The following is a 25,136-nucleotide window of genomic DNA, read 5'->3' as shown; positions in this document are numbered from 1 at the left end:
CATCATTCTAGCGTGGCGAGGATTGCCGGATCGAAGGGCTGAAGTTCGTCGAAGCGCGACGCGCGAATCTTCTCGGGCCACGACGGATCGGACAGGAGCGCGCGGCCGACCGCAACGAGATCGAATTCCTCCCGTGCGAGCCGATCGACCAGCTCGTCGATCCGGCCAAGATCGCCGGTGCCGGCCGTTTCCGCGCGCAGCACACCGCCGATGAAGTCACGGTCGAGACTGACACTGCCCACGGTAATCGTGGGCACGCCCGTCAGCTCCTTGACCCACCCCGCGAGATTGAGGGTCGACCCTGCATATTCGGCTTCCCAGAAGCGGCGCTGCGAACAATCGAACATGTCGACGCCCGCGGCGGCGATCGGTGCGAGCAATTGCCGAAGGCGCTCGGGAGCATCTTCGAGCTTTGCCGCATAATCATGCCCTTTCCACTGCGAGATGCGTAGCAGGAGCGGAAAATCGGGGCCGACCTCGCGCCGCACCGCTTCGACCACCTGGATAGCGAAGCGGGCGCGGCGCTCGATGCTGCCGCCAAATTCATCGTCGCGCAGATTGGTGCGCGCCCATAAAAACTGGTCGATCAGATATCCATGGGCGCCGTGCAACTGCACGCCGTCGAAGCCCGTCTCGATCGCGGCGGCCGCGCCGCGCGCGAAGGCGTCGACAATCTCCTGGATCTCGGCCGGGGTTGCAGGGTCGCGAACGGTCTCGAACTGACGGTTGAGGCCCGAGGGACCGACGCCAACGAGTTCCGGATCGGGACAAATGGCGGGATCGCGCTGCAATCCGACATGCCAGAGCTGCGGAATGATCTTGGCGCCGCCCGCATGGACCTCGTCGGCGACCCGGCGCCATCCTTCGAGCGCAGCAGCGCCCCAGAAATGCGGCACCGCCTTGTAGCCCCCGGCATCGCGCGTTTCGATCGTCGTGCCTTCGGTGATGATCAGTCCGCATCCGCCTTCGGCCCGCCGGCGGTAATAGCGCGCGACATCGTCGCCGGGCGTGCCGCTGGGCGAGAAATAGCGCGTCATCGGCGCCATTACGATGCGGTTCTTCAGTTCTAGCGATTTGAGCGAAAAGGGCCTGAAGAGCGGCGCGGTCGATCGGGGACTCGTCGGCGCCTCGGTAGCGACCGAGGTCGGGATCTCGCCCAGGCTTGCCATCGTTGCTTACTCCTTCGTCGATCCAGCCCTGCGGCGGTCTCGCGCCGCAGGGCTGGAAAGGTCAAAATCGATAACTGAATTGCAGGCTCACCGAACGGCCCGCTTCGGTGGTCGAGACGAGGTCGGGAAAGACGCTCGCCGCCGTGCCCGTTCCCGACCCCTGCCCCGTCTGATCAATTGTTGCGAAATAGATTATCTTGTTGGTGAGATTCCGCCCGATCAGCGAAAGCTCCCAGCCATTTTCTTCCTGTCCCAGCGTTACGCTTCCATTGACTAGGGCGTAGCCGGGCTGCTTCGCGCGCGGATTCAGTGCGTCGTGCGTATCGAAGCTGCTCGTGTAGCGAACGTCGCCCACGAGCTTGAAGCGGAGATTCTCGCCGACGGGCGTTCCAAAATTAAACCCTCCCCCAAGGCTCCACTCGGGCGCCCGCGGCGGAGTGCGGCCATCATAATCCTGGCCGGTGAAGACGCCGGTGGCATTGGGGTTCAGGCTGCAGCCTTGCGCGATGGTCTGGCCGCCATAGCATTGACCGACATAGTCGTGAAACTTCGCATCATTGTAGCTGCCGGCGAGATTGACGCGCAGGTCGCTGTCGCCTTCGAGAATATTGTAGCTCGTGTCGATCTCGATACCGCGGGTCGTCAAGAGGCCCGCGTTCGCGACATTGTAGGAAACGGTCGCGGCATCGAAGACAAGGGTCTGCAGATTCTTGTAGTCGTAATCATAGAGCGCCACATTGAACGTCATGCGGCCGTCGGCGAGCTGACCCTTAGCGCCCAGTTCGAAGCCGGACGCCGTCTCGGCCCGAAAGATCAGGTCGCGGATCGTCGTAGCGTTGCGCAGATACTGGCTCTGGTTATAGCCGCCAGACTTGTAGCCGGTCCGGTATCCGCCATAGATGGTGAGCTGGCGGCTCGGCTTGTATGCGATCGTGACCTGCGGCGAGACGTCGCTCTCCTTGAGGGTATCGTTGACGTTGCGGCCCATTGGGAAGGCGCCGCGCAGGGCCGGCGCGACATAGCTCAGCGTGTAATCGAAATCCTTGCGCTCCCAAGTTGCCCGGGCGCCGCCGTTGATCTCGATCGTGTCGCCGAGCTTGAGCGAAAGTTCGCCGAACACCGAATAGGTGCGCGTATCGAGATCCATGTCCTGCTGCGCGGTGAAGCGGCGGCCGGTGACCGGATCGACCGGCGTATTCTGAAACAGCGCGGCGTTGGTGACCGGGAAATTGGTCTTTTGATAATAGGTCCCGACCGTCGCGTTCAGCGGGAAATCGAAGTCCGTCGCCAGGCGCAGTTCCTGGCTGAAGGCCGAATATTTCTGAAGTTCGTTCGCCCCGAACTGCCCGAAGGAGAAGGTCGAATATTGCTTCTGGTCGTTGACGAAATAGGCGGTCACCGAAGTGAGATCGATATCCCCCGGGCTGTAGCTCATGTCGAGCGACGTCAACAGCACGCGATTTTCTGTGTAGGGCACGCCATCGCGAGGCTCGGGATAACCCACGATCAGCGCCGCCGGCGACGAGTAGATCGAGACGCTGCGATTGATGCGGCAATCCTCGCGCAGGTCGACCACCCCGAACACGGGCTGCGGCGTTCCGTTCGGGCAGTAGAGATTCTGGCGGATCACCGGCTGCGCATCGTTTTTCGAGGCGAAGAGTTTTAAGCGGGCCTTGAAATCCGGGCTCGGTTCGAACTGGAGCGTCAGGCGGCCGGCGATTTCGCGCTGGCGCGGGTAGCGACCGCCGAACGTACCCATGAGCAGGCCGCGCGCGTCGGTGAAGGCGACCGCGTCGTTATGAAAATAGCCTTGCGCGTCGGAGGCGCGGACGGCGACCCGCGCGCCGATCGTGTCGGTCAACGGCCCGGACGCCACGGCTTCGCCATAAGCCTGTCGCGATTCAAAATCATAGCCTGCCTTGACCGACAGTTCGAGCTCGTCGGTCGGATCGGCAGAGGTCATCGTAATGATGCCGCCGGGACTGTTCTTGCCGAAGAAGAGCGCCTGCGGACCCTTGAGGATCTCCATCTGCGCAAGGTCGAGATAGCCGATGTTGATGGCGTTGCCGCGGCTGATCTGGACGTTGTCGATATTGATGGAGATCGACTGCTCAAAGCCGCGGCTGAGCGACCCGGTTCCGATGCCGCGCATATAGATGACCGACCCCGCACCCGACGACGAGCGGCCGACGAGAAGCGTTGGCACCAGCTTGGCCGCATCCTGGATATTGGTGATATTCTGCTCGCGGAGCGTATCACCGGTAATCGCGCTGATCGCGATCGGCACGTCCTGGAGGCGCTCGTCGCGGCGCCGCGCCGTGACGATGATATCCTCGGCTCCCCTGGTTTCTTCTGCACCGGCGGGCGTCACGTCTGCGGCGGCCTCCTGGGCATAGGCCGGCGCGGCGAGGATCGCCGCGAGCATGATTGCCGATCCGGCGGCGGCGAGTTGGCGCCGGGTACGGCGCATGTCTGCTGTGGTCTTCATTTTGTCCCCTCCCATAAGGTTTGTGCTTAAAATATTGCGGCTCACCGGCCGCTTCGTTCCTGCTTGCTTGATGCGATGACTTCGGCGGCCCGCCAGGCGAAGGCCATGGTCGGACCCTGTGTGTTTCCGGACGGCACCACGGGCATGACCGACGTGTCGACCACGCGCAGGCCCTCGACGCCGCGCACGCGCAATTTGGGGTCGACAACCGAGCGGTCGTCCTTGCCCATCCGGCAACTGCCGACGGCATGGTAGCCGCAGGTCGCGAAGCGATCATAAGCCGCGAGAATCTCGTTGTCGGTCTCAAAGGCCGTGCCGGGCAAAGTTTCCTCCGCGACATGCGCTGCGAGCGGTGCCATCGCGACAAAGCGCCGGGCCGCGCGCACAGCGGCGATCATCTCGCGGCGATCGCTCTCGCTCGAGCGATGATTGGGCGCGATCACGGGAAGGGCCGCGGGATCGCGCGAGTCGATATGGACGCTGCCTGCCGAGTTCGGGCGAAGCGGGTAGACGACCATCGACATGCCGGGAAAGCTTTCGGTAGTCGGCTTACCGGCGGTCCGGTCCATGCTGTGCGGCGCGATCAGGAACTGGACGTCGGGGCGATTGAGTTCGGGGCGGCTCTTGAGCCATGCGCCCATGTCGAACGTCGCCGACCCGAGCGGACCGCGTCCGCCGAACATGTAGCGAATGCCGCTCGCGATGAGCCCGAGGCCACGGTGGCTGCGATTATAGCTGTCGGCTTCGCTGGCCATTCGCCACTGCATCAGCAAGGCGCGATGCTCGAGGAGATTTTCGCCGACTTGCAGATTGGCGGCAACAAGATCGATTCCAAGGTGCGCAAGCCGTTCGGGATCGCCGATTCCAGAGCGCTCGAGGATCCCGGGCGACGACAGGGCTCCGCCGGCAATAATGATTTCGGCGCGCGCAGCCAGTTCGCGCCGCTGCCCGCGGTGGACAAAGGCGACGCCGGTCGCGCGGATCCCGTCGAACAGGATGCGATCGACCGTCGCCCCGGTGATGACGGTGAGATTGGGTCGGCGGCGCGCAGGCCGGAGAAAGGCGGTTGCGGCGCTCTGGCGCCGCCCTTTTGCGATGGTGCGCGGGCAGTAGCCGACCGCCGGCATATCGTCGGGCGCATTGATATCGTCTTTCTCGGAAAGACCGAAGGCGCGGCCGGTTTCGAGAATGCGCTCGTGCCACCGCATGCGCACATCGGAACCGGGCAGCGAAATGCGCAGGGGCCCCTTGGTGCCGCGCCCGTCGCCTGCCCCCATTTCATGCCGCTCGATCGCCTCATAGGCGGGGCCGATATGGTCCCAGCCCCAGTCGGAGCCGCCCAGTTCGGCGAAGCTGTCGAAATCGCTGGGCTGGCCGCGGACATAGACGAGGCCGTTGATCGCCGTGGATCCGCCGAGCGCCTTGCCGCGCCGCCAGCTCTCGACCTTGTCGCCGGTGCTTGCCTCAGCCTTAGTGCGGTGCGCCCACAAGCTGGCCGGCCGCATCGCGAGCTTGCCGACCGCCTTGGGAATCTGAAAAAAGGGATGCCGGGCTTCGCCACCTGCCTCGAGCAATGTCACGCGCGTCGTGCCGTCAGCGGTCAAACGCTCGGCCAGAACGCAGCCCGCGGCGCCCGCGCCGACGATGACATAGTGGGGCGCCGCGGCGGTCATCCGCGAACGCTTTGGTACGGGACGCTGTGTTGACACCACTTTCCCATTTCTCTGCCCACCGGCACGGCCAAGGCCGCGTCTCTTGTTATGCGCGCCCTATGCCAAAGGAACGGGCACCAATCAACCAAAATGTGACATTGGATTGATTTTGTATCGCATATGCGCAATATCATGACTTGCTAACCCCAAAATGGGAGAGGAATCCGCGATATGCGAGTCAAAACTGGCCAGAATGGCGAGCATGTAACCTTTTGCCGTATATGCGAGGCTTTCTGCGGCCTCGTCGCGGAGGTGGCCGATGGCCGTGTGATCGGACTGCGTCCTGACCGCGATAACCCGCATTCCAAGGGTCATGTGTGCGTGAAGGGCGTGAATATGCATGCCGTCACCCACGATCCCGATCGTGTTACAAAACCGCTCAAGCGTAGCGGGAGCGCGGGCGAGTTTGTCGAGATTGAATGGGAGCAGGCGCTCGACGAGATCGGCGACAAGCTGCGCACGATCATCTCGGAGCATGGATCGGAGGCCGTCGCGAGCTATCTCGGGAATCCGACGGCTTTCTCGACCAATGCCATCATCGGCTTTGGCGAGTTTCTCGGCGCCATCAATTGCCGCAAATTCTACGGCGCTGCATCACAGGACACCAATGCGCGGATGCTGGGCAATTTCGTGGTGCATGGCGCGCCCTACCCGTTCAATATTCCGGATCTGGCGCGCTGCGACTTTCTACTGATTATCGGCGCAAATCCGCTCGTTTCTAACGGCTGGGGGATCTGCGCCCCGCGGATCCGGCATGATCTCGACGCGATTGCGGCGCGCGGGCGCGTCGTCGTCGTCGATCCGCGCCGTACTGAGACGGCGCGGCCCTTTGAACATGTCATGGTCCGTCCTGACAGCGATGCCTGGCTGCTCCTAGCGATGATGCGGGTGATCATCGACGAAGGGTTGGCCGCAACCAACTGGCTGGCGGCGAACAGCGAAGGCTGGAGCGATTTGTTCGCCGCGGTTGCGCGCATCGATGCGGTGGCGGCGGCCGAGCGTACCGGGCTGGCATTCGAGGACGTCGCCGCGCTGGCCCGAGATTTTGCGACAAGCGAACGCGCGGCGCTCTATGCCGGTCTTGGCCTTTGCCGCGGCCATCATGGCGCGCTCGGCGCGTTCCTGTACAATGCGTTCAATGCGCTAACTGGGCGGTACGGCAAGCCCGGCGGGACGCGCTTCGGCCTCAATCTAGCAGGCGCGGTTAAACCGTTCGGCGGCGGGCACGGCGAGCCCTGCACGCGGATCGGGCATATCCCGAGCATCGCCGGCATGCTGGCTACGGCGATGCTTCCCGCCGACATCGAGGAACCGGGCGAAGGGCAGGTCCGCGCGCTCCTCATGTCGGCCGGGAACCCCGTCCTGAGCGCCCCCGGCGGCGCAGTGCTCGAACGCGCGCTGAGCCAGCTCGAGCTGTTCGTGTCGTTCGACTTCTATATGAACGAGTCGAACCGGCTCGCGACGCACATCCTGCCGACGCCGACCTTTCTCGAAAGGGCCGACTGGCCCTTCGTCGGCATGGGCAAGCTGCTACAGCCGTTCCTCCAATATACTGAGGCGGTCATCGAACCTGTGGGCGACGTGCGCGACGATTATTGGATCTATTGCGAGATCGCGCGGCGTCTCGGGCTGGATGCGCCCTCGCCTTCGCCCGAGAAACAGGCGGCCGCGCGGCGGGGCGAACTGCCTGATCCGGTCGGCCAGTTCGACGCCGCCATTCGTCAGGGGCCGGCAGGTGACCGCTATGGCGACAATCCCGAGGGCTGGTCCCGTGAGCGGCTGCGCGACCATCCGCATGGCGTGATGGTCGAGAATATTCCAGACGACTACGCGCTCTGGCAGCAACGCATTGCGCATGAGGACGGAAAGCTGAGGCTTTGGCATCCCCTTATTGCTGCCGAGTTCGAGCGACTGGTCGCGAGCACAGCGCCCGGCGGCGCGGCGAGCGATCCCGAGACCCTCATCCTGATCGGCCGCCGCGATATCCGATCGATCAATTCATGGATGCATAATGTGGACAAGCTTGTCCGCGCGGGCGCGCCGACGCTTCTCATCCATCCTGACGACGCGCGCGAGCGCGACATCGCAGATGGCGACGCGGTACTTGTATCCAATGCGAACGGCTCGCTCACCCTCGAGGCGGAGATTTGCAACGACATCGTCGCCGGAACGGCGAGCTATCCGCATGGCTGGGGCCATCGGGCGGGCTGGAACCGCGCCAATGCGACAGGCGGCGCTAACGCCAATATCCTTGCTGGCGCGGGTGCCGAATGGGTCGAAACCGTTTCGGGCATGTCACTCATCGACTGCCTGCCAGTTCGCGTCGAACGCGCGCCTGCCTAGCGCTTGGCAACCGGTACCGCTCAGGCGGCGCCGGTTTCCTCGTCGAGGATCGAATAATAGAGCGGGATCATGTCTTCGAGCCCGCAATAGATGACGTCGGGCATCGCGCCCTGCTCGAGCCCGCGGTGGCATTTTTCGGCGGCCTTGAAATCCTCGTTTCCGAAGACATCAAGGATCATCGCATAGGATTTGGCGAACAGTTCCTCGGCCTTGGGATTGTCGGGCGCGCCGCGAGTCAGCATCACATAATCGACGATCGTGCGATCGATCGCCTGCGGTGCGAGGATCATCATACTGATATAATAAGGGCTGGTGACGACGACCAGATTGGGGAATGCGGTATAGGCGTGGGTGATCGACTTGTGGATATTCTCGCCGCCCTCGACCTTGTCGGGAGAGAATTGCACCTTGCCTGAGATCTGCCGGATATTGCGTCCGAGCCGGTGCGACATTCCCGCGACGTCGGCGAACAGCGGAGCCACTGAATTGGCGTGCAGCCGCTTCACATGATAGGGCTCAAGGAAGGGCTCGAGGACCAGCTTCCAGTTCGCTTTCAGCTCGAAACGCTGGCGGCCATAAGCATACATTTGCGGTATCCGCAGTGCATCGAGATCGACCATCAACTGGCCTTCGAGATCGGAGAAATCGGGCTCGCTGTCGCGAGTCAGTCCGACCCAGATCATGCCGCCGATTTCACGGCAAGGCAGTTCGGCGAGGTTCCGCTTCTCGCGGCAGAGGCCCGCAAAGCCTTCCTGCCGGGGAACACCGATCAATTTGCCCTCAAGGCTGAACGTCCAGGCGTGATAGGGACATATGAGGCGCGGTGCGCGCGCCGGTTCGCCCGCCTCGACGAGCGAGGCGCCCTTGTGGGTGCAGGCGTTCAGGAAGGCGCGAACGACGCCGTCCTTCGCGCGGGTCAGCAGGACATCGGGGCCATAGCTGTCGACCGCGAGGACATCGCCAGGGTTCGGAAGCAGCGCCGACACCGCCATCGGGACCGGGAGCCGGCGGAACACCTTCTCCTGTTCTAGCTTGAACTGGTCTTCGCCGAGGAAGAAGGACAGCGGACGCGAGTCCGAGATGGCCTTGATTTCGTCGTCCACATGCGGCGGGATCGCCTTGATCGTCGCGATCTGGTCGGCGCTCAGGCTCTCGAGCGTCGGGACGTCTTGGACGCGGGCAATGGCAGCTGTCGACATGATCATTCTCCCTAAGCGCTGGCGGCCGTCGCGACCGGTTCGGCGGCGGCCTGGGTATCGAGTATCGCGGTATATCGGGCCGCAAGGTCGCGCTTGGCGATCTTGTTGCTTGCCATGCGCGGCAAGGGACCGTCGTGAAAGAAGATGTGCCGCGGCTGTTTGAAGCCGGCGAGCCGCTGGCGGCAGTGCTCGCGGATCGCTTCCGCGTCGAGCGGATCGATGCTGTGGATACAGGCGGCCGGCGCTTCGCCGAACTTCGCATCGGGAACTGCAAAGACGGCGACCTCCGCCACGCCATCGATTGCGGTGATCACATGCTCGATTTCGCTCGGGGCGATGTTGAAGCCGCCCGAAATGATGAGGTCCTTCGACCGGTCGATGAAGAAGAAATGCCCCTCTTCGTCAATCATGCCGATATCGCCGGTGATCATCGCGCCATCGGTATCGAACAATTGCTTGGTACCCTCGGGATCCATCCAGTATCCTGCCGTAAAGCCGGGCCCGCTGATGCGCACATCGCCTTGCACCCCGCGTGGGCAGTCTCGGCCTTCCTCGTCGACGATGCGGACCCGAGTGAACATCCCGCCGCGGCCGCAGGCATCGGGGCTTGCGATCGCGTCGGCCTCGCTGGCGACGATCGCGAGGCCGCCGGCCTCGGTCATGCCGTAGAGCTGGCGCAACGCGACGCCGCGTTCGCGCCAACGCGCAGTGAGTTCTTTCGACACGCGCGCGCCGCCCACCTGCGCCATGGTCAGGAAGGATAGGTCAACGGTCTCGAATTCGGGAAGGCGCGCGATCTGCTCATAGAGCACCGGCATGCCGTTGACGTAGGAGACGCGGTGCCGGACGATGATCTCGAGGAGCCGCTGGGCATCGAACTTGCGAACAAAATGCATCGTTCCACCATAGATGGTCGTAAGCGGAAAGGCCCAAAGGCTCCCCGGGCCCGACTGCATCGCGAAGGGCATCAGAACGTTCATGCCAGCGACCATCGTGGCCTCGATCAGCCGGAATTCTGCGAATTTCGCCATCTGGCGCTCGTGCGTGAAGGTGACCCCCTTCGGCCGTCCCGTCGTGCCGCTCGTAAACACGATCAGCGACAGCGCGCGCGCATCGACGCGCACCGCCGACCAGCCAGGCCGCGCACCACCGCGAACCTGCGCCAATTCTTCCATCGCGATGCGCGGTACGTCAGGCACCGCCTCCGCGAGGAGCGCGGCGCGCGGTGCGTCGGCGATGATCGCCGCCGGTGCGATTCGATCAATGAGATCGGAAAATTCGGCGGCCACGAACCGTTCGTTGAGTGGCACCGGAACGGCGCCGGCCTTCAGGATTCCCGCGAGCGCTGGCGGCCATTCGAGCATGTTGATGCCGGTGATCACGACGCGGTCGCCCGCGGCGACCCCCGAGCGCTGCAACAGGTCGGCGACGCCGTCGCTCCAGCGCGCGAGTTCCTCGTAGGTGAGGCTTTCCTCGCCATCGAGAATCACCGCCAGTCGGTCGGGTGCGTGGCGCGCCCAATAGTCGAGGCCGTCGTAGAGCAGGGCAGCGCTCATCGCACAGTCTCGCCGGCAAGTGCTGCCGCAACCATGGTCTCCGACTCGGTCCAGAGCCGCCGCGCGTCGTCGGGATCGAGCGCATGCTTCATGACTCCGGTTCCGCGCGGTGTGTCGGGACCGTGCGGGCGAGCCTGGCTACAGTTTTCGAGATAGAGGCCGCCGGCGCCTTCCAGCTCGGGCGCGGTCGCGGCCCATATGGTGGTCGAGGCGCCCTGCGGGATCGTCTTGAAGAAATCGGGCGCCGCTTCGGCCGCCTCGGATGTATAGCCCATCTGCGCCTTGGTTTCGTCGCTCATGTGGCGGCCAAGATTGGTGAAGATCACGCCCGGCATAACCGAAAAGGCCCGGATACCGTCGGACTTGTAGCGACGGTCGAATTCGACCGCGAACAGGGCATTCGCGGTTTTCGACTGGCCGTAGGCCACGAAGGGCTGATAGTCGCGGCGCGCGAAATGGATGTCGTCGAAATCGATCGCGCTTGCCTGATGCCCCGAAGATGCGAGCGAAACGAGCCGCGACGGTGCGCCCTTCTTGAGTGCCGGGACGAGCAGGGTCGCGAGCAGAAAATGGCCGAGATGATTGGTGCCGAACTGATATTCGAAACCATCCTTGGTCTGCTGCAAAGGGCAAGCCATGACCCCGGCATTGTTTATGAGCAGCGACAGCGGGGCATCGCCCCATTGTTTGGCGAAGTCGCGCACCGAGGCCAGATCGGACAGATCGATGCGACCGAACGTCACGCGCTCGGCGCCGATCGCGTCATTGATCTTGCGCGCCGCGGCGGCACCCGCCGCCAGGTCGCGCACGCCCAGATGGACTGCCGAGCCCTTCGCTGCGAGAATGCGCGCGGTCTCGAGTCCCAGGCCTGACGAGCCGCCGGTTACGATGGCGGACTTGCCGGCCAGGTCCAAGCCCTCGGCCACCTCGGCGGCGGTCGACTCGCGCCCGAAGCGCGACGTTATACGGTCGCTTCCTGCCTGTTCGTTCTTCATATTTTCACTCATTGCGCCGGCTCCACGAGATGTGCGCGCGCCCGCTCGATCAACGGCGCGGCGTCGGTTGTTTCGTCAGTCAGCCATTTGCACATGCGCCGGACAGGCTCGATTCCGTCGTGCGGACCCGAGCGCATGACGATTGGGACCGCTGTGCCGAGAGACACGACGCGTTGCGCGCCATGGAAAGCCAGCCGGTCCCTCAACGCTTCCTTCAGACTGTCGGGATAGACACCGACAGTCTGGGTATAGGAGGTCGTCGAGCGCACCGCGGTCTCAACATCGTCAACGGGAACGATGTTCATGACGCGCCCCATCAGCGAGGATGCGAAATCCACTGGTGCGTCGCTCAGCGATACGATCACTGCGCCTTCATCGCCGCGCCCGCCGATCAGCTGATATTCGTTGCTCGCGAAACGCAGGCCATCGATTTCCTCGCGCAGCGACGCATCGATCGCCTTGTGCTGGGTGCTGATTGTCGCGGGCAGATCCTGCATCGCGCGGAAGGCGCGCTCGCCAAGCTCGCCGGCCCGGCGCAGCCCTTGCTCGTCGGTCCCGCTCGCGACATAGACGACGCGGGCATTGACGCAGGCTTCCTGGTTGAGGCTCCCCACGTCGAGCGCGAGACGCGTCGCGACATCGTCGAGCGACGCCTCGTCGTCGAACGCCTCGGCACCGATGATGGTCCCGCTCTGCTTCGGATCGAGCGTGATCAGGTCGATGCCCGGCTGGAGATAGCGCGTCACATGCTTGACACTCGCAAAGCCCCCCCATGCGATGATCTTCTCGATGCGGCGCGGATCATAGAGATAGGCTTCGATTTCCTCGTCGCCACCCTTCCAATAGGCCACCGTCAAATGCCGGCTCAGCGGATGGGTCGGGTCCATTTCGACCATGGTCATTGCGACCGCCGTCGCGGTCAGCGGGTCGTTCGACGGCGTCTTAATGACGGCGTCGGACCGGGTATAGGCGTTGCGCACAATCGTGTTGATCGCGATCGCCGGCGCGTTGCCCGCAATGATGTGCACGGCGCGGGCGCCGAACGCGCGGATCTTCGTCCGGGTCGGCAGTGCGGGGTCGGAGGGCTGGGGGACCCATCCCTCGAGATAATCGATGCCCACCGAAAGCTCGGCGGTCTCGCGCACCGCGTCGCGCGCGAAGAAATAGGGGATCGAGCGATATTGCGCCTCGAGGATTGAATCGGAGAGCCCCGACGTCTGTTTCGACAAGGCGAAGGCGCGGCGGAGATTGTCGTTACGGTCGAGCGCAAGCCGTTCGCCGAGCCGCTCGCAATAATCGAGGATGTCGTCGAACTTCAGATCGTAGAGATCGGCAAGCAGGCTCGGCTGCGCGAGCGGAAGCGCGCTCAGATGGTCACGCACGTCGGCCGTGACGAAGCCCTCGTTGCCGCGGCGTCCGGCGAAATGCAGCTGGCCAGTGAAGATCTCGCCCCGGATGACGAGCGGAACCTCGATAGCATTGGTCATGATCACTGTCCTTGTCGTCAGCCGCCGATGCGGGCGAGATATTCGATTGCCTTGTCCTGCGCTGCGGGTGCACCCGCGCAGGTGACCTTGTCCTCGCCGCCATTGAGTTCGCTGAACCGCTGAATCGTTGATTCGATATACGGACCGGTGCGTCCGCACCGGCAGCCGCCATCGTCGTCCCAGCCCGCGACGGTCACCCTGTCGCCGCTTACGAAGCCGCCCCAATGCTCGCTCGGGAACAGGTCGATGAAGCCGAAGCGCCCGGTCTGGGTGCCGGTTCGCGGGAGGGGCTCACCGGTCTCGCCATCGAGCAGATAGGGAACGACATAAGGCGGGATATGATAATGGCCTTCCTCGCAGAGCGGCGCAATGCTCGTCATTTCGCTCATGCCATAGGTGTCGAAGATCGTGTCGAAACCGAGGAATTCCGAGATGCGAGCGAAGGCGTCGTCGGGCAGGTCGCGCCCCTTTCGCCCGCCCCCGGTCGATACGATGCTGTTGGGGCCGAAGACACCGCGCAGCTCGCGCGCGAGCCCGGCGTCGGCCCAATCGTAGATGAAAGGGAGGACGCCGAAGACAAGCACGTCGCGTCCCGCGAAGCGCGACAGCGCTTCGTCGAAGAAGCGGTCCATCAGCTGGGGCCGCTCGGCGTCGCGCCGCATGAAATCGTCGCGGCGCGCCAGCAAGGCCGGCGAGATGGCAAGCCGGCCAAGCTCGCCGCGCTCTTCGGCGACGCGGAGGCGGCCGCCGAGCGATGCGACATCGGCGCTGAGCCGGTCGGGATAGAGCGTCAGCACATCGTTCCAGTCACGCGCGACATGCTCGGCCATCGTCGCAACGCTACGCAGCGGCGCGCTCGAGCCGCCGCGGAACGAGGGGTAGATGACCGGATAGGGCGTCGCGAGCAGGTCGGGGCCGCTGTTCGCGCCGCGGAAGTCGCGATAATTGCGGGCGAGCAATTTGAGGCGCGGGAACTCGTCGGCCACACTGCGGGGCAGAAAGGACAATTTCCCGGTCGTCCCCGAGGTATGGACGATCTGCAGGCCGGTCTGCTCCTCGAGCCGCTCGATCCAGTCGTCGATAAGCGCGATTCCCGTCGCATCGAAGCCCGAGAGATCGATGCGGGTCAGGCCCTGCATCCAGCGGGTGAGGCGATCGAAACGCCCCTGCTCGAGCATTGAGAGCGGATAGCTTTTATAGGCCGTGTGCGGAAAGAGGAGAAACACGCCGCGCTCGATCGAATCGATCGCATCGATCCCCTGTTCCTTCGCGAACTGCTCGAGGACGCCGATTGACTGGCGCATTGCGGCAAAGCGGCTGGCGATGCCCTTGAGCGCGATCTCGTCGCGCTGCGCCCTGGTGAGGGTGAAGGCGACATCGATCGGCAGGTCAGGATAGGTCGCGGGATCAGCGACCATGGCCGCGACAAAGGCGTCGGTGCTGAAACCTTGCTGCGCTGCGGGCTCGGCGAGGCTCATCGCACACATTCCTGCATGACATCTCCGGCGCCGCCGATCCGTTCGTGCATCATTCCACTCTCCCTGACCGCCGCGCAATCTGTCCCGACGTCCTATTGATACAAACAGCGAAATATGTATAAGTCAATGCCTATTGTCGGCCATCAGGACCGACGCGGACGAGGGAAGGTCAGGAAATGAGCGGATCACCGGAACAAATATTGCTTCGAGAAGATACATCGGAGGGATTGTGTATCTTGACAATCAATCGTCCTGAAAAGCTGAACAGCTTGAACACGGCGATCTTCGAGAGGCTGGATGCCGAGGTTAGCGAGATCGAGAAGGCCGACCATATCGGCTGTGTGATCATCCGCGGCGCTGGCAAAAATTTCTCCGCGGGCCATGATCTGCAGGATATCGGCGAGGGCGAGAGCGTCGGGCATTTGCGGTTCCAGGGGCGGGTCGTCGAGCGGCTCGCCAATCTGGCGCAGCCCGTGATCGCCGCAGTACGCGGCCACTGCTATACCGGCGCGCTCGAACTCGCGCTGGCGGCCGACCTGATCGTCGCCTGCGAAACGGCCAAGTTCGCCGACACCCATGCCCGCTGGGGACTGACCCCGGTATGGGGCCTCAGCCAACGGCTGCCGCGCCGGGTGGGGGTCGCCAAGGCGCGCGAAATGATGTTTACCTGCCGGACGATCACGGGCAGCGAAGCGCTCTCGATGGATCTTGCCAATCGCCTTTTCGGCGAAGCGGAATTCGAGGCCGGTCTCGACGAGGTCGCGCAATCAATCCTGCGCAACTCCTGGTTCAGCAACGCCGCCAACAAGAGATTGACGATCGAGACCGACGGACTGCGCCTTGCCGACGGGCTGTCCCACGAACTCCATCGCAACGCCGGCACCGCGCCCGACATGGCCGCCAGAATCGAACAATTTTCGAAACGGAAAGCCTGATGGGCCCAGCCGAGCCCTACCCCGACGCACGCCCCGATATCGGCTTCGATCATGGGTCCGCCGCTGTGATGCGTGACCCCTATCCGCTCTATCACCGGATGCAAACGGACTGTCCGATCAACTGGTCGTCGGCATATGGCGGATTCTGGATAGCGGGTAGCTATTCGGCGGTTGTCGATGTGGCGATGAACCACAAGATCTTCTCGAGCACCGACGGCGCGGGAATCCCGCGAGGGGCCTATGTCCCCTTGTTCCCGATTCACCTCGACCCGCCGCGCCAGACCGCGTTCCGCAAGATACTCAATCCGCGCTTCTCGGCCGCCGCGGTCGAGCGGTGGCGCGCGCCCTTTGCAGCCGAGATGCACCGGCTGATCGACGGCTTCGAGGCGCGCGGCCACGTCGAGCTCGCAAGCGAGCTGTTCCTCGAGGCGCCGCTTGCCGCAGTGCTCCCGCTGATCGGCGTACCGCGGACACGCGTTCGCGAGCTGCGCGAATGGATCGCCGTCTCGCTTCGGGGGCGCGCGGACATGGACAAGGCGCGCGCCGCGCAACTCCAGATCCGCGACTATCTGCTCGAACTGATCGCCGAACGCCGCGCCGCGCCGAAGGGCGACGACGTGCTGGGCGACCTGATCGAAGCCGAAGTGGCGGGAGAGCCGCTCAGCGACGACGACATCTACCGGACTTTGACGATCATTCTTTTCGGCGGCCTCGACACGACGACCGCCGCCTTGCTCGAAGGTGCGCGCCACCTTGCGGCGCATCCCGAGGATGTCGATCGCCTCGCCGCCGACCCGTCGCTTTGGCCAGATGCGGTCGAGGAGTTCGTCCGGTTCACGTCGCCGACGCAGGGTGCGGCGCGCACGCTGCTCGCGGATACCGAAGAAGGCGGCTTCGCGATGCGCAAAGGCGAGAAGATCATGATGATGCTGGCAGCAGCAAATCATGACGCCGCCAAATATCCCGACCCCGACAAGGTCGCGATCGATCGGTGCCCGGTCGATCATGTGGCGTTCGGGCGCGGCGCTCATTTGTGCCTCGGCCGCCACCTTGCGCGTCTCGAGATCACCGAAGGTTTGCAGATTCTCTTCGCGCGTCTTCCGGACATCCGGATCGATAGCGACGCGCAGCTTGACTATTGGGTAAACGAAACGCGCTCGCTCATCGCGCTGCCCGCCCATTTCGCGCCGCGAACCACACCAAGCACCGCGGGTTCACACCCGACCCACGGAGACATTTGATGCCGCAAATCATCTTCATCCAACCCGATGGCGAACGCCTCAGCGTCGAGGCCGACAGCGGCATCACCGCCATGGAAGCCGCGCGCGCGAACGGTGTTGCGGGGATCGATGCCGACTGCAGCGGCGCTTGCGCCTGCGCGACCTGCCATGTCCATGTTGCCGAGGAATGGAGCGCTGCGGTGGGCGGACCGAATGACGAGGAACGCGATATCCTGGAGTTTGCCGACGAGGTCGGGGCGACGAGCCGGCTTTCGTGCCAAATCGTTCTCGACGACGCGATGGATGGGCTCGTCCTTGTTGTTCCCGCAATAGCATGACGCAGGACGCGGCCCCGACGCGCGAGAGATTGGGTTATATCGGCCTTGGCAATATGGGGGCCGCCATGGCCGCCAATCTCGCCGATCGCGGCTGGCGCCCTGTCGTCTACGCGCGCCGCGCGGCGTCGCTCGAACCGCTCGAAGGACTGGCGCTGCAGATCGTGAATTCGCCGGCCGCGGTAGCTGCCGAATGCGACATCCTGTGCCTTTGCCCGGTGGATACCGCGCAAATTCGCGACATATTATTCGGGCCGGAGGGCGCCGCCGGCGCGCTTGCGCCGGGGTCCCTCGTCGTCGTTCATTCGACGATCAGTCCAAGCGACTGCGTCGATCTCGCCGAAGAGCTCGGCGAGCGGCAGATCGGCCTGGTGGACGCGCCGGTATCCGGCGGCGCAACGCGTGGCCGGGCGGGGACGCTCACCATCGGCGTCGCGGGCACCGAGGCCGATGTGGCGCGCTGCATTGCGCTGCTGTCCGATGGCGCCAGCACGCTCATTCGCGTCGGCGCTGTCGGCAATGGCCAGCGCGCAAAGCTGCTCAACAACGCGGTAATGCTGGCGCAGCTCGCGCTCGTCCATGATATGGTCGAGACGGCCGCGGCGTGCGGGATCTCCGCAAGTGCGCAGCTTCGCTTCACGACTACCGGAACCGGCGCGAGCTGGGCTGCGAGCTACTATCTTGACGCGGTCGAGGCGGGCCGCAAGCTTTTGTCGACCGGGAGCGTCTATCCGGGCGGTGCGGTCGCGATCATGCGCAAGGATGCCAACCTCTTCCTCCAAGAAACCGAAGCGACCGGTCGCCCGCTTCTGCGCAATGTGGTGGACGGTGCGCTGGCCGCGCTGCTGCCGATGCTCCCGACAATGACCGACCCGGCGCATATCGCGCCGGTCCTGACTGGAAAGTGAAATCGAACCGATGGACCTGACTCTATCTGCGGAAGACCGCGCATTTCGCGCCGAGGTCCAGGCCTTTCTAACGGCCGAGCTGCCGGCGGATCTGGCCAAGGCCGGCAGCCGTTGTACCGGCATCTACAATGACTATCCCGAGGCCAATGCGTGGCACCGCATCCTCGCGCGGCGCGGCTGGAGCGTTCCGCACTGGCCCGTCGAACATGGCGGCTGCGACTGGTCGCCGATCCAGCATTATATCTTCGACTATGAATGTGCGAGCGCGGGGGCGCCCGCAATCACCCCCAACGCGACCCATATGGTCGCGCCGGTGCTGATGGCTTTCGGCACGCCCGAACAGAAAGCGCAGTTTCTACCGCGGATCGCATCGGGCGACGATTGGTGGGCGCAGGGCTATTCAGAGCCGGGATCGGGCTCGGATCTCGCTTCATTGCGCTGCGCCGCTGTCGCCGACGGCGACGAGTATGTCATCAACGGCTCGAAGATCTGGACGACCCACGCCCATTTCTCCAACCAGATCTTCTGCCTTGTTCGCACCGCGAAAACCGACAAACCGCAGATCGGTATCTCCTTCCTCGTCTTCAGTCTCGACCGTCCCGGGATCGAAGTCCGGCCGATCATCTCGATATCGGGCGATCATGAGCTTAACGAAGTCTTCTTCACCGACGCCCGGGTGAGCAGATCGAGCCTCGTCGGCGAAGAGAATGACGGGTGGACCGTCGCGAAATATCTGCTCCAGCACGAACGGTCGCACTGCTGGTCGCCTTTGCTCCACGCCCGATTGGGGCGGATGCGGCAGCGGCTCGCGGATACGGCGGGCGACCGCCATCCCGCCGATCAACAGATGCTCGCGCTGCGCATGGCGGAAATCGGCGCGCGCCTGTCGGCGTTCGAGATGTGCGAATTGCGCATGATCGGAGGGCAGGCGGAGGGATCGCCGCTGGCATCGGGCTCGACTTCGATGAACAAGATCGTCGGGACCGAATTGCGCCAGGACATGAGCTTTCTGGCATTGGACATCGAAGGCTCGGGCGCGCTTCCGACTCGCAGCGCGCGCGCCTCGCACGACGACGCGGTGGAGGCCGGCGGCATCTATCTCAACGACCGAGCCGCCTCGATCTACGCCGGGACCAACGAGATTCAGCGGACGATCGTCGCGACTTCTTTCCTTCGCCAATGGCAGCCGGGCTGAACGAACGAAGCAAGAAGGGCTTTTGGTCCGGCCATTTCCACGAGGGAGGATCATTGCTAAGCAACCGCAAACGCGAGAAACGCAGGGGTAAGTGAATTGGATGAATCCGACTGGACCGAGGACGCCGCGGATGGCCAGACGGCGACGCCCCTGTCGGGGCGCGCCTACAAGCGGCGGATAACATATCTCTATGCCGCGATGCGGTGCATCCGCAAAGTGGGCGCGCCGGCAGCGACGATGGAAGCGATCGCAGCGGAGGCGGGCGTTACCCGTGCAACGATCTACCGCGAGTTCAGCAGCCGGTCGAGCATGCTCGCGGCGGTTACCGCGCACCGTTTCGAGCGCTTCTGTCACCGCTTCTTCGCGCGCATCAGCCCCGAGACAACGCTGGCCGAAAAGCTCGAACTCTATTTCCTCGCCTCGGTTATGGTCGCGCTCCGCAATCCGGTGACGCAGGAACTCGTGCGCGGATCGCTTGTATTCACGGCGCCAGGCCGGACGTTGCACGTGATAGCCCTGCGCGTGTGGCGCGATTCGCTGTCGCTTGCGCGCAAGGAGGAACCCAATCTAGACACCCTCGACGATGAGGATATCGTCCAGTGGATTCTCGTGTCGCAAGTGACGATCTGCCGCTTGGCGCTCGACACGAAAATGCCGCTGCCGCGCCTGCGCCGTTATGTCCGGCGCTTCGTGCTGCCGGCTTTCGGCAAGCGGGGGCCTGCCGAGGCCGATTTCAGCCGTATGCTACGACAGGCATAAGCGGGCCCGTCTCGGCCAGCTTGCGGACCGCCTGATCGGGCGAACCGAAGAGGCCCGCCAGGGTCAGGGCGCGCTTGAAATAGCCGCCGACCGGAGTTTCCTCGCTCATTCCCATGCCGCCGTGGAGTTGGATCGCATTCTCGCCGACGAATTTGCAGGCGCGTCCGACGGTTATCTTCGCCGCGAGCACCGCCTTGGCGCGCAGCGCGTCGTCGCTCAGGCTCAGCGTGGCGCGAAGGCTCGCCGCCGTCGCCATTTCAAGGTGCGCCAGCATGTCGGCGAGCCGGTGCTGGAGCGCCTGGAATTCGGAGAGCGGTTTCCCGAACTGCTTGCGCTCGGTGATGTGCGCAACCGTGAGATCGACCAGTCGCCGCAGGATACCGATGGCTTCGGCGCAGTTCGCGGCAATCGCATGATCGATAACACGCTGGACCAGCAGGCGACCGTCAGCGCCGCTGTGCAGGATCGTCGCTCGGTCGATTTCGATGTTGTCGAAGCGCAGGTCCATCATCCGCCGACCATCGAACGACTGGTAGATATCCTCGCCCAGATCAAGCCCCGCGACGGGCAGGGCGATCGTCGATACGCTATCCCCCTCCTCGGAGCCGGCGGTCACCAAGAGGTGCGTGAGGGGAAGCTCCGCCGCGACTGCCTTCTTGGTTCCCGACAGGAACAGACGGCCGCCGCGCTCTACGATAGTCGTCGCCAGCGGCGCCGCGACGTCGGGCGCCGATTGTTCTTGCCAGGCAAAGCCCATCCGCGCCTCGCCCGCACCGATCGCTTTTCGTAAGTCGCCGCGCTCCACAAGCAAAGGCGCGATCACCAGCGTGTCGAGAAGCGGGAGGCGCAAAAGCGCCGCGCCTGCTTCCTCGAAGATCAACATCAGCTCGAGGTTATTGCCTTCGTTCTCGCCCCCCGCCGTCTCGGTCAACGAGAAAAGGTCGAGCTCGCGTGCAACGGCTTGCCATTGCGCATCGGGCGCGGACGCGGATAGACCCTGGAAACAGGCATGCACCGTATCACGCAGGATTGAGAGATGTTCGTCGAGCTGAAACTGCATGCGACCCCCAAATTGAAACATTAAGCGGGAAATGTATCAAACACGTTCGATGACTTGGCAAGCCATTATGGCGCGCGCTTGCCGCTCAAGCGCGCTTTTCACCCCGCGCAGCGCCCCTGTCCGCAACCGTTAGCGCGGCGACAGTCCCGCGATAACAAAGTCCGTCACCGTGCGGACATAGCGATCGATAAGCGGCCGATGCAGGTCGCCCTCGCCGAGCACCACCCGGCGCGCTTCGACCGAGGAGAAGATATGCGCGCTGGCGCCGTCGATCAGGAAATTGACCAGACTTGCATCGACGTCGCGAAACTCGCCGCGCGCAACCCCTTCGGCAATGATCTTCCGTCGCGCCTCGGCGACAGGCTTCACAAGCTCGAGCCCCACTTTCTCCGAGGCCGAGGGCGAGCCCTCGCGGATGAGTTTCTGCAGCAGCCGGTGAAGATAGGGAAATTCGAAATAGGCCTCGATCAGGCCCTTGATGTGCGCTTCGATCTTCGAAGTCGGGGATATATCCGCAGCAAGGAGGCGCCCCAGGTCGCCGACGGCGCGCTTGGCGTCCGCCTCGGCAACGGCAATCATCAGGCCTTCGCGGTTCCCGAAATAATAGCTGACGAGCGCAACATTGGTACCGGCGCGCTGCGAAATTTCGGCTAGCGACACTTCGAGCACGCCCTTTTCGATCATGAGGCTGCGCGCCGCATGAAGGATGCGCGCGGGTGTGTCTGGCTGCTGGATCACCGTTTCAGACATCGAATGCTGTCAACCCGCCCCATCGCCCGCCGAGCGAAGCTGCCCATTATGCTCGCCGAGCAAAGGCGCGAACCGGGGGGACGAATCAAGCGATTTTTCGAACCGCACGGGATGCGCCATGGCAAAATGCGCCCCTTCGCTCGGGTGCTCGCGGCGCGCGAAGAAGCCCGTCGCGGCGAGATGCGGATCGGTCATGATATCGCCCAGATCGCGTACCGGCTGCGCCGGAATCTGCGCGGCGTGGCATCTCTGAACCAGCTCGGCGGTGGTAAAGGCGGGCGATAGCCGCGCCATCTCCTGGTACAACAGCGGAAGATTGACGGTGCGCAGCTTTCGCGTCGCAAAGCGCTCATCGTCGAGGAAGCCCGGATTACCGAGCAGTTCGAACACGCGCGGCCAAGCCTCGTCGGTATAGGCGACGATGCTGATATAGCCGTCGGCTGTCGGAAAGGGCTGGCGGTCGGGATCGATCTGGCGCGAGTAACCGACCGGCGCATTGGGCGGATCGAAGGCGAGGCCCCCGAAATGTTCGAGCAGCATGAAATTGGCGAACGCTTCGAACATCGGGATCTCGATTTTCTGTCCCTCGCCGGTGCGCAGCTTGTGGATGATGGCGGCGAGGACGGCATAAGCGGCATGCAGGCCAGCGACCTTGTCCGCAATCAATGAGGGCAGATAGCGCGCGCGCGGATCGCCATCGACACGCGGCAGAAGCGTTGCCGTGCCGGTCGCCGCCTGGATCACATCGTCATAGGCCTGCAGGTCGGCGTAAGGCCCGTCCTGGCCGAAGCCGACGCAGTGTGCGTAGATAATTTCGGGATTGATCGCGCGCACCGCGTCATGATCGAGGCCGAGGCGCTCGACAGCCTTGCCCCGGACATTCAGCACAAACACATCGGCCTCGGCGAGAAGGCCTTTCATCGTGGCGAGGTCTTCGGGCTGCTTCAGATCGAGCGCCACCGATTTCTTGCCGCGATTGATCGCCATGAAGCCTGGGCTCATGCCCGGCGTCGCTGCGGCCTTGCCCGACCAGCGAAAGCTGTCGCCGCTTCCCGGCGTTTCGACCTTGATGACCTCGGCCCCCAACTCGGCGAGGATATGGGTGCAATAGGGGCCAAAAACGACGCTCGTGAGGTCAACGATCTTGATGCCATGCAGCATCGGCTTGCCATCGGAAATTGCCATCATGATCCGGTCCATTCGGGTTTGCGCTTCTCGGCAAAGGCTGTGACGCCCTCGCGAAAATCCTTGGTTCGCATCAAGCGGCCGAAAATCTTGCCGGTCGCCGCCATCGCCTCTTCGAGCGATTCCAGTTCCTCGAGCCGGTTCAGCGCCTCTTTCGATGCGCGAATCGCCGAAGGCGAATTCTCCAGCAGTTTCGCCGCGAGCGCGCGCGCACCGGTCGCGGCATCGCCAGCCGGGACCAGCTCGTTGATGACCCCGATCGCCTTCGCTTCGGCGGCATCGAAATGGCGGCCGGTCAAGATGAGTTCCATCGCGGCCTTGCGGCCAATCTGCCGGGTGAGGCGCTGGACGCCGCCAGCCGCTGCATAGAGACCGACCTTCACCTCCGGCAGGGCGAAGCGGGCGTCGACGCTGGCAACCGCGAGGTCGCAGGCAAGAACGATTTCGAGCCCGCCACCCATCGCAACGCCATTGACCGCGGCGATGATCGGCTTTTTCCTGTCGAAGCGGGAGCAGAGGCCCGCAAACCCGCTCGGCGGCGACGACATGTCGCCGCCACGCGCCGTAACTTTGAGATCATTGCCGCTGCAGAAGGCGCGGTCGCCGGCGCCCGTGATTATCGCAACCCAGAGTGAGGGGTCGCGCTCATATTCGTCCCAGATCTCGTGAAGCTCGAAATGAACCGCGCTGTGTAGGGCATTCATCGCCTCGGGGCGGTTGAGCGTCACTTCAAGGACGGGACCCACACGTTCGACAATCACATGGTCGAACTGCCGCGCCGGAAGCCAGCCGACAGCCGCGGGCTCGCAAAGGCGATTCGCCGCTTCGATATAATTGATGCCAGTCTCATGGACGACCCGAACGCGCTTGCCGATCGGGTCACCGACGCCGAGGCTGTGCAGCGTCGCGCGATGGCCGGTGCGCACGCGCGCCAATATCCGGCCCTTTTCGTTCGAAGCAATAACATAGCCGCGCGATGGGCGCCCCTTTTTCCATGTCACCGTATAGCTGTCGATCACCGCCTCGGTCGATTCCGACAGCCGCACGGGCGCGGGCGCGGCGTCGATTCCCGCCTGAACAGCGTCCTTCTCGCGCGGCCTCCAGCCTTCGACCGGTGTCGCCGAATAGATGCCGACGGCCTCCTTTGAGAGGAAGCCCCCATTGGCGAGGACAAGCCCATATTCGTCAGGGGCGGCGCGCAGCCGCTCGGCCATCGTCGCGATCGCGTGCATCGAATAATTATTACCCGCCCCGCCGAAGAAGGGCAGACCGCCGGTCACTGTGCAAGGTGTCCTGCGCCAGTCGATGCCGAGCGCCTCGGCAGCAAGCAGCACCGCGCAAGGGAAACAGCTGTAGAGATCGAACTGGTTGATTTGCGCGACCGACTTGCCCGCCATGCTGAGAGCGCCTTGCAGCGCCTTTTCCATCGCGAGCGACCGGGACAGGTCAGGGCGCTCGGTGACGAGGCGATCCTTGTATGCGGCATAGCCGTGGAGATAGATCCACTTGGCGGGATCAATGCCCGCGCGCGTCGCCGCATCGACCGAGGTCAGGATCAGCGCGGCGCCCTGGTTCACCGCATCCTGCGCGACATGCCATTTCAGATAGGGTTCGGCGACACGGTAGTTGGCATCGCTTGGCGTCGCGAGAAAGTCGCGGGTCCGCGCCTTGGGGAATTGAGCATAGGGGTTGTCTGCGGCGACCGCCGAAAAACCTTCCCAAAGTTCCGCCATCATTGCACCATAGGCTTCGGGAGAGAGACCGAGGCGCGCGCGCAGGCTGTTTTCAAACACCGGGTAGGTTTGCGTCGGCGCCCCGAGGCCATTGGCGATTTCATAGTCCGACAGGAGCGTCGGGCCGAGGCCGCGATCCTCGAACGGGGCGTCGACGCCATGACTCCAGTCGAGCGTCGTCCGGGCCTTGATCGCCTGCTTCATCGTCGCGGTCGCTTCCGACCCCGAAAGCAGGACCGCATCGACATCGCCGGCAAATATCGCTTCGGCCGCCTCGGCGACAAGCGCCTGCGGCTGGTCCCCGCCGACCACCGAATAAATGCAGCACGCCGAGGCAATACCGAGTTCGGCTGCGAGCGTCGCAGGAGGATTGGCGCAGCGACCGAAGGGATGGCGGACGCCATCGACCGAGTCGTGATTGGCGCGGACGACCACCACGCCATCGATCATCGCGAGCAGCGCGTCCGGGGCGCCGCTGTCGGCGAGGGCGGTTCGCGCCGCGGCCACCTGAAGCGTGAGCGGGCTCGGGGCATCAGCGGGCAGTCCGTCCCAATGCCGCGCGATCTGGCCTACCCCGACCAATATGGGAGTTCGTGGATCGATGTCGGCCATGGGCCCTTCCTCTCCGC

Annotated in this window: 19 protein-coding genes; 7 read left to right on the top strand and 12 right to left on the bottom strand. The window is 63.9% G+C overall.

The window, feature by feature from the left end:
• Positions 1–2 precede the first annotated feature (2 nt).
• From ACO055_RS15060 to ACO055_RS15050, 3 genes are all read right to left on the bottom strand, one after another.
• On the bottom strand, positions 3–1,169 hold the full coding sequence (locus ACO055_RS15060; RefSeq protein ID WP_422059650.1) for an NADH:flavin oxidoreductase: 1,167 nt from the start codon (positions 1,167–1,169) through the stop codon (positions 3–5).
• A gap of 61 nt (positions 1,170–1,230) precedes the next feature.
• Positions 1,231–3,657, bottom strand: a complete 2,427-nt coding sequence (locus ACO055_RS15055; protein WP_422059649.1) for a TonB-dependent receptor — start codon at positions 3,655–3,657, stop codon at positions 1,231–1,233.
• A 41-nt stretch (positions 3,658–3,698) separates the two neighbouring features.
• Positions 3,699–5,330: a GMC family oxidoreductase gene (locus ACO055_RS15050; protein WP_422059648.1), complete on the bottom strand. Its 1,632-nt coding sequence runs from the start codon at positions 5,328–5,330 to the stop codon at positions 3,699–3,701.
• Between the two features lie 210 nt (positions 5,331–5,540).
• Here ACO055_RS15050 and ACO055_RS15045 point away from each other — a divergent pair, with 210 nt between their 5' ends.
• Entirely contained in the window at positions 5,541–7,712 is a 2,172-nt protein-coding gene (locus tag ACO055_RS15045) for a molybdopterin-containing oxidoreductase family protein (RefSeq protein ID WP_422059647.1), read from the top strand.
• 20 nt (positions 7,713–7,732) lie between these two features.
• On the opposite strand, the gene ACO055_RS15040 is transcribed toward ACO055_RS15045, so the two are convergent.
• Genes ACO055_RS15040 through ACO055_RS15020 form a run of 5 tightly spaced genes read right to left on the bottom strand, consistent with a single transcriptional unit; the run spans position 7,733 to position 14,427 of the window.
• A complete protein-coding gene (locus tag ACO055_RS15040) occupies positions 7,733–8,911 on the bottom strand; it encodes an aromatic ring-hydroxylating oxygenase subunit alpha (RefSeq protein ID WP_422059646.1) in 1,179 nt (392 codons plus the stop codon).
• An 11-nt stretch (positions 8,912–8,922) separates the two neighbouring features.
• The gene (locus tag ACO055_RS15035; RefSeq protein ID WP_422059645.1) at positions 8,923–10,467 is read right to left on the bottom strand and encodes a class I adenylate-forming enzyme family protein; all 1,545 of its coding nucleotides are present in this window, start codon (positions 10,465–10,467) and stop codon (positions 8,923–8,925) included.
• Positions 10,464–11,474 (bottom strand): SDR family NAD(P)-dependent oxidoreductase, encoded by a 1,011-nt coding sequence (locus tag ACO055_RS15030; RefSeq protein ID WP_422059644.1) that lies wholly within the window; start codon positions 11,472–11,474, stop codon positions 10,464–10,466. Before ACO055_RS15030 ends, ACO055_RS15035 begins: the two co-directional genes overlap by 4 nt.
• Complete coding sequence (locus tag ACO055_RS15025) at positions 11,471–12,949, bottom strand: acyl-CoA reductase (protein WP_422059643.1); 1,479 nt, start codon at positions 12,947–12,949, stop codon at positions 11,471–11,473. Before ACO055_RS15025 ends, ACO055_RS15030 begins: the two co-directional genes overlap by 4 nt.
• A 17-nt stretch (positions 12,950–12,966) precedes the next feature.
• On the bottom strand, positions 12,967–14,427 hold the full coding sequence (locus ACO055_RS15020) for a hypothetical protein (protein WP_422059642.1): 1,461 nt from the start codon (positions 14,425–14,427) through the stop codon (positions 12,967–12,969).
• 236 nt (positions 14,428–14,663) lie between these two features.
• Here ACO055_RS15020 and ACO055_RS15015 point away from each other — a divergent pair, with 236 nt between their 5' ends.
• From ACO055_RS15015 to ACO055_RS14990, 6 genes are all read left to right on the top strand, one after another.
• A complete protein-coding gene (locus ACO055_RS15015) occupies positions 14,664–15,362 on the top strand; it encodes an enoyl-CoA hydratase/isomerase family protein (RefSeq protein ID WP_422059641.1) in 699 nt (232 codons plus the stop codon).
• The gene (locus ACO055_RS15010) at positions 15,362–16,603 is read left to right on the top strand and encodes a cytochrome P450 (protein WP_422059640.1); all 1,242 of its coding nucleotides are present in this window, start codon (positions 15,362–15,364) and stop codon (positions 16,601–16,603) included. Before ACO055_RS15015 ends, ACO055_RS15010 begins: the two co-directional genes overlap by 1 nt.
• Positions 16,603–16,920, top strand: a complete 318-nt coding sequence (locus ACO055_RS15005; protein ID WP_422059639.1) for a 2Fe-2S iron-sulfur cluster-binding protein — start codon at positions 16,603–16,605, stop codon at positions 16,918–16,920. The genes ACO055_RS15010 and ACO055_RS15005 overlap by 1 nt, the downstream gene beginning before the upstream one ends.
• Complete coding sequence (locus tag ACO055_RS15000) at positions 16,917–17,825, top strand: NAD(P)-dependent oxidoreductase (RefSeq protein ID WP_422059638.1); 909 nt, start codon at positions 16,917–16,919, stop codon at positions 17,823–17,825. The genes ACO055_RS15005 and ACO055_RS15000 overlap by 4 nt, the downstream gene beginning before the upstream one ends.
• Positions 17,826–17,835: 10 nt before the next feature.
• Entirely contained in the window at positions 17,836–19,020 is a 1,185-nt protein-coding gene (locus ACO055_RS14995; protein WP_422059637.1) for an acyl-CoA dehydrogenase family protein, read from the top strand.
• 96 nt (positions 19,021–19,116) lie between these two features.
• Entirely contained in the window at positions 19,117–19,779 is a 663-nt protein-coding gene (locus tag ACO055_RS14990; RefSeq protein ID WP_422059636.1) for a TetR/AcrR family transcriptional regulator, read from the top strand.
• Here the strand turns inward: ACO055_RS14990 and ACO055_RS14985 are convergent.
• The 4 genes from ACO055_RS14985 to ACO055_RS14970 all read right to left on the bottom strand — a co-directional run bounded on the left by ACO055_RS14985 (position 19,754) and on the right by ACO055_RS14970 (position 25,119).
• Positions 19,754–20,839, bottom strand: coding sequence for an acyl-CoA dehydrogenase family protein (locus ACO055_RS14985; RefSeq protein WP_422059635.1), 1,086 nt, complete (start codon positions 20,837–20,839; stop codon positions 19,754–19,756). The two genes, ACO055_RS14990 and ACO055_RS14985, sit on opposite strands and share 26 nt — an antisense overlap.
• Positions 20,840–20,968: 129 nt before the next feature.
• On the bottom strand, positions 20,969–21,589 hold the full coding sequence (locus tag ACO055_RS14980; RefSeq protein ID WP_422059634.1) for a TetR family transcriptional regulator: 621 nt from the start codon (positions 21,587–21,589) through the stop codon (positions 20,969–20,971).
• Between the two features lie 9 nt (positions 21,590–21,598).
• Positions 21,599–22,777: a CaiB/BaiF CoA transferase family protein gene (locus ACO055_RS14975; protein ID WP_422059633.1), complete on the bottom strand. Its 1,179-nt coding sequence runs from the start codon at positions 22,775–22,777 to the stop codon at positions 21,599–21,601.
• Positions 22,774–25,119, bottom strand: coding sequence for an enoyl-CoA hydratase-related protein (locus ACO055_RS14970; protein ID WP_422059632.1), 2,346 nt, complete (start codon positions 25,117–25,119; stop codon positions 22,774–22,776). The genes ACO055_RS14975 and ACO055_RS14970 overlap by 4 nt, the downstream gene beginning before the upstream one ends.
• Positions 25,120–25,136: the final 17 nt, after the last annotated feature.

This window comes from Sphingopyxis sp., assembly GCF_965227415.1.
Taxonomy (GTDB): domain Bacteria; phylum Pseudomonadota; class Alphaproteobacteria; order Sphingomonadales; family Sphingomonadaceae; genus Sphingopyxis.
Note: the sequence above shows the minus strand (reverse complement) of the source record. Positions and strands in the feature narration are given on the sequence as shown.

Excerpts from the sequence above, each read along its gene's own strand:
- ACO055_RS15060 (WP_422059650.1), bottom strand. The coding sequence starts at position 1,169 with ATGGCAAGCCTGGGCGAGATCCCGACCTCGGTCGCTACCGAGGCGCCG.
- ACO055_RS15055 (WP_422059649.1), bottom strand. The coding sequence starts at position 3,657 with ATGAAGACCACAGCAGACATGCGCCGTACCCGGCGCCAACTCGCCGCC.
- ACO055_RS15050 (WP_422059648.1), bottom strand. The coding sequence starts at position 5,330 with ATGACCGCCGCGGCGCCCCACTATGTCATCGTCGGCGCGGGCGCCGCG.
- ACO055_RS15045 (WP_422059647.1), top strand. The coding sequence starts at position 5,541 with ATGCGAGTCAAAACTGGCCAGAATGGCGAGCATGTAACCTTTTGCCGT.
- ACO055_RS15040 (WP_422059646.1), bottom strand. The coding sequence starts at position 8,911 with ATGTCGACAGCTGCCATTGCCCGCGTCCAAGACGTCCCGACGCTCGAG.
- ACO055_RS15035 (WP_422059645.1), bottom strand. The coding sequence starts at position 10,467 with ATGAGCGCTGCCCTGCTCTACGACGGCCTCGACTATTGGGCGCGCCAC.
- ACO055_RS15030 (WP_422059644.1), bottom strand. The coding sequence starts at position 11,474 with ATGAGTGAAAATATGAAGAACGAACAGGCAGGAAGCGACCGTATAACG.
- ACO055_RS15025 (WP_422059643.1), bottom strand. The coding sequence starts at position 12,949 with ATGACCAATGCTATCGAGGTTCCGCTCGTCATCCGGGGCGAGATCTTC.
- ACO055_RS15020 (WP_422059642.1), bottom strand. The coding sequence starts at position 14,427 with ATGAGCCTCGCCGAGCCCGCAGCGCAGCAAGGTTTCAGCACCGACGCC.
- ACO055_RS15010 (WP_422059640.1), top strand. The coding sequence starts at position 15,362 with ATGGGCCCAGCCGAGCCCTACCCCGACGCACGCCCCGATATCGGCTTC.
- ACO055_RS15005 (WP_422059639.1), top strand. The coding sequence starts at position 16,603 with ATGCCGCAAATCATCTTCATCCAACCCGATGGCGAACGCCTCAGCGTC.
- ACO055_RS15000 (WP_422059638.1), top strand. The coding sequence starts at position 16,917 with ATGACGCAGGACGCGGCCCCGACGCGCGAGAGATTGGGTTATATCGGC.
- ACO055_RS14995 (WP_422059637.1), top strand. The coding sequence starts at position 17,836 with ATGGACCTGACTCTATCTGCGGAAGACCGCGCATTTCGCGCCGAGGTC.
- ACO055_RS14985 (WP_422059635.1), bottom strand. The coding sequence starts at position 20,839 with ATGCAGTTTCAGCTCGACGAACATCTCTCAATCCTGCGTGATACGGTG.
- ACO055_RS14980 (WP_422059634.1), bottom strand. The coding sequence starts at position 21,589 with ATGTCTGAAACGGTGATCCAGCAGCCAGACACACCCGCGCGCATCCTT.
- ACO055_RS14975 (WP_422059633.1), bottom strand. The coding sequence starts at position 22,777 with ATGATGGCAATTTCCGATGGCAAGCCGATGCTGCATGGCATCAAGATC.
- ACO055_RS14970 (WP_422059632.1), bottom strand. The coding sequence starts at position 25,119 with ATGGCCGACATCGATCCACGAACTCCCATATTGGTCGGGGTAGGCCAG.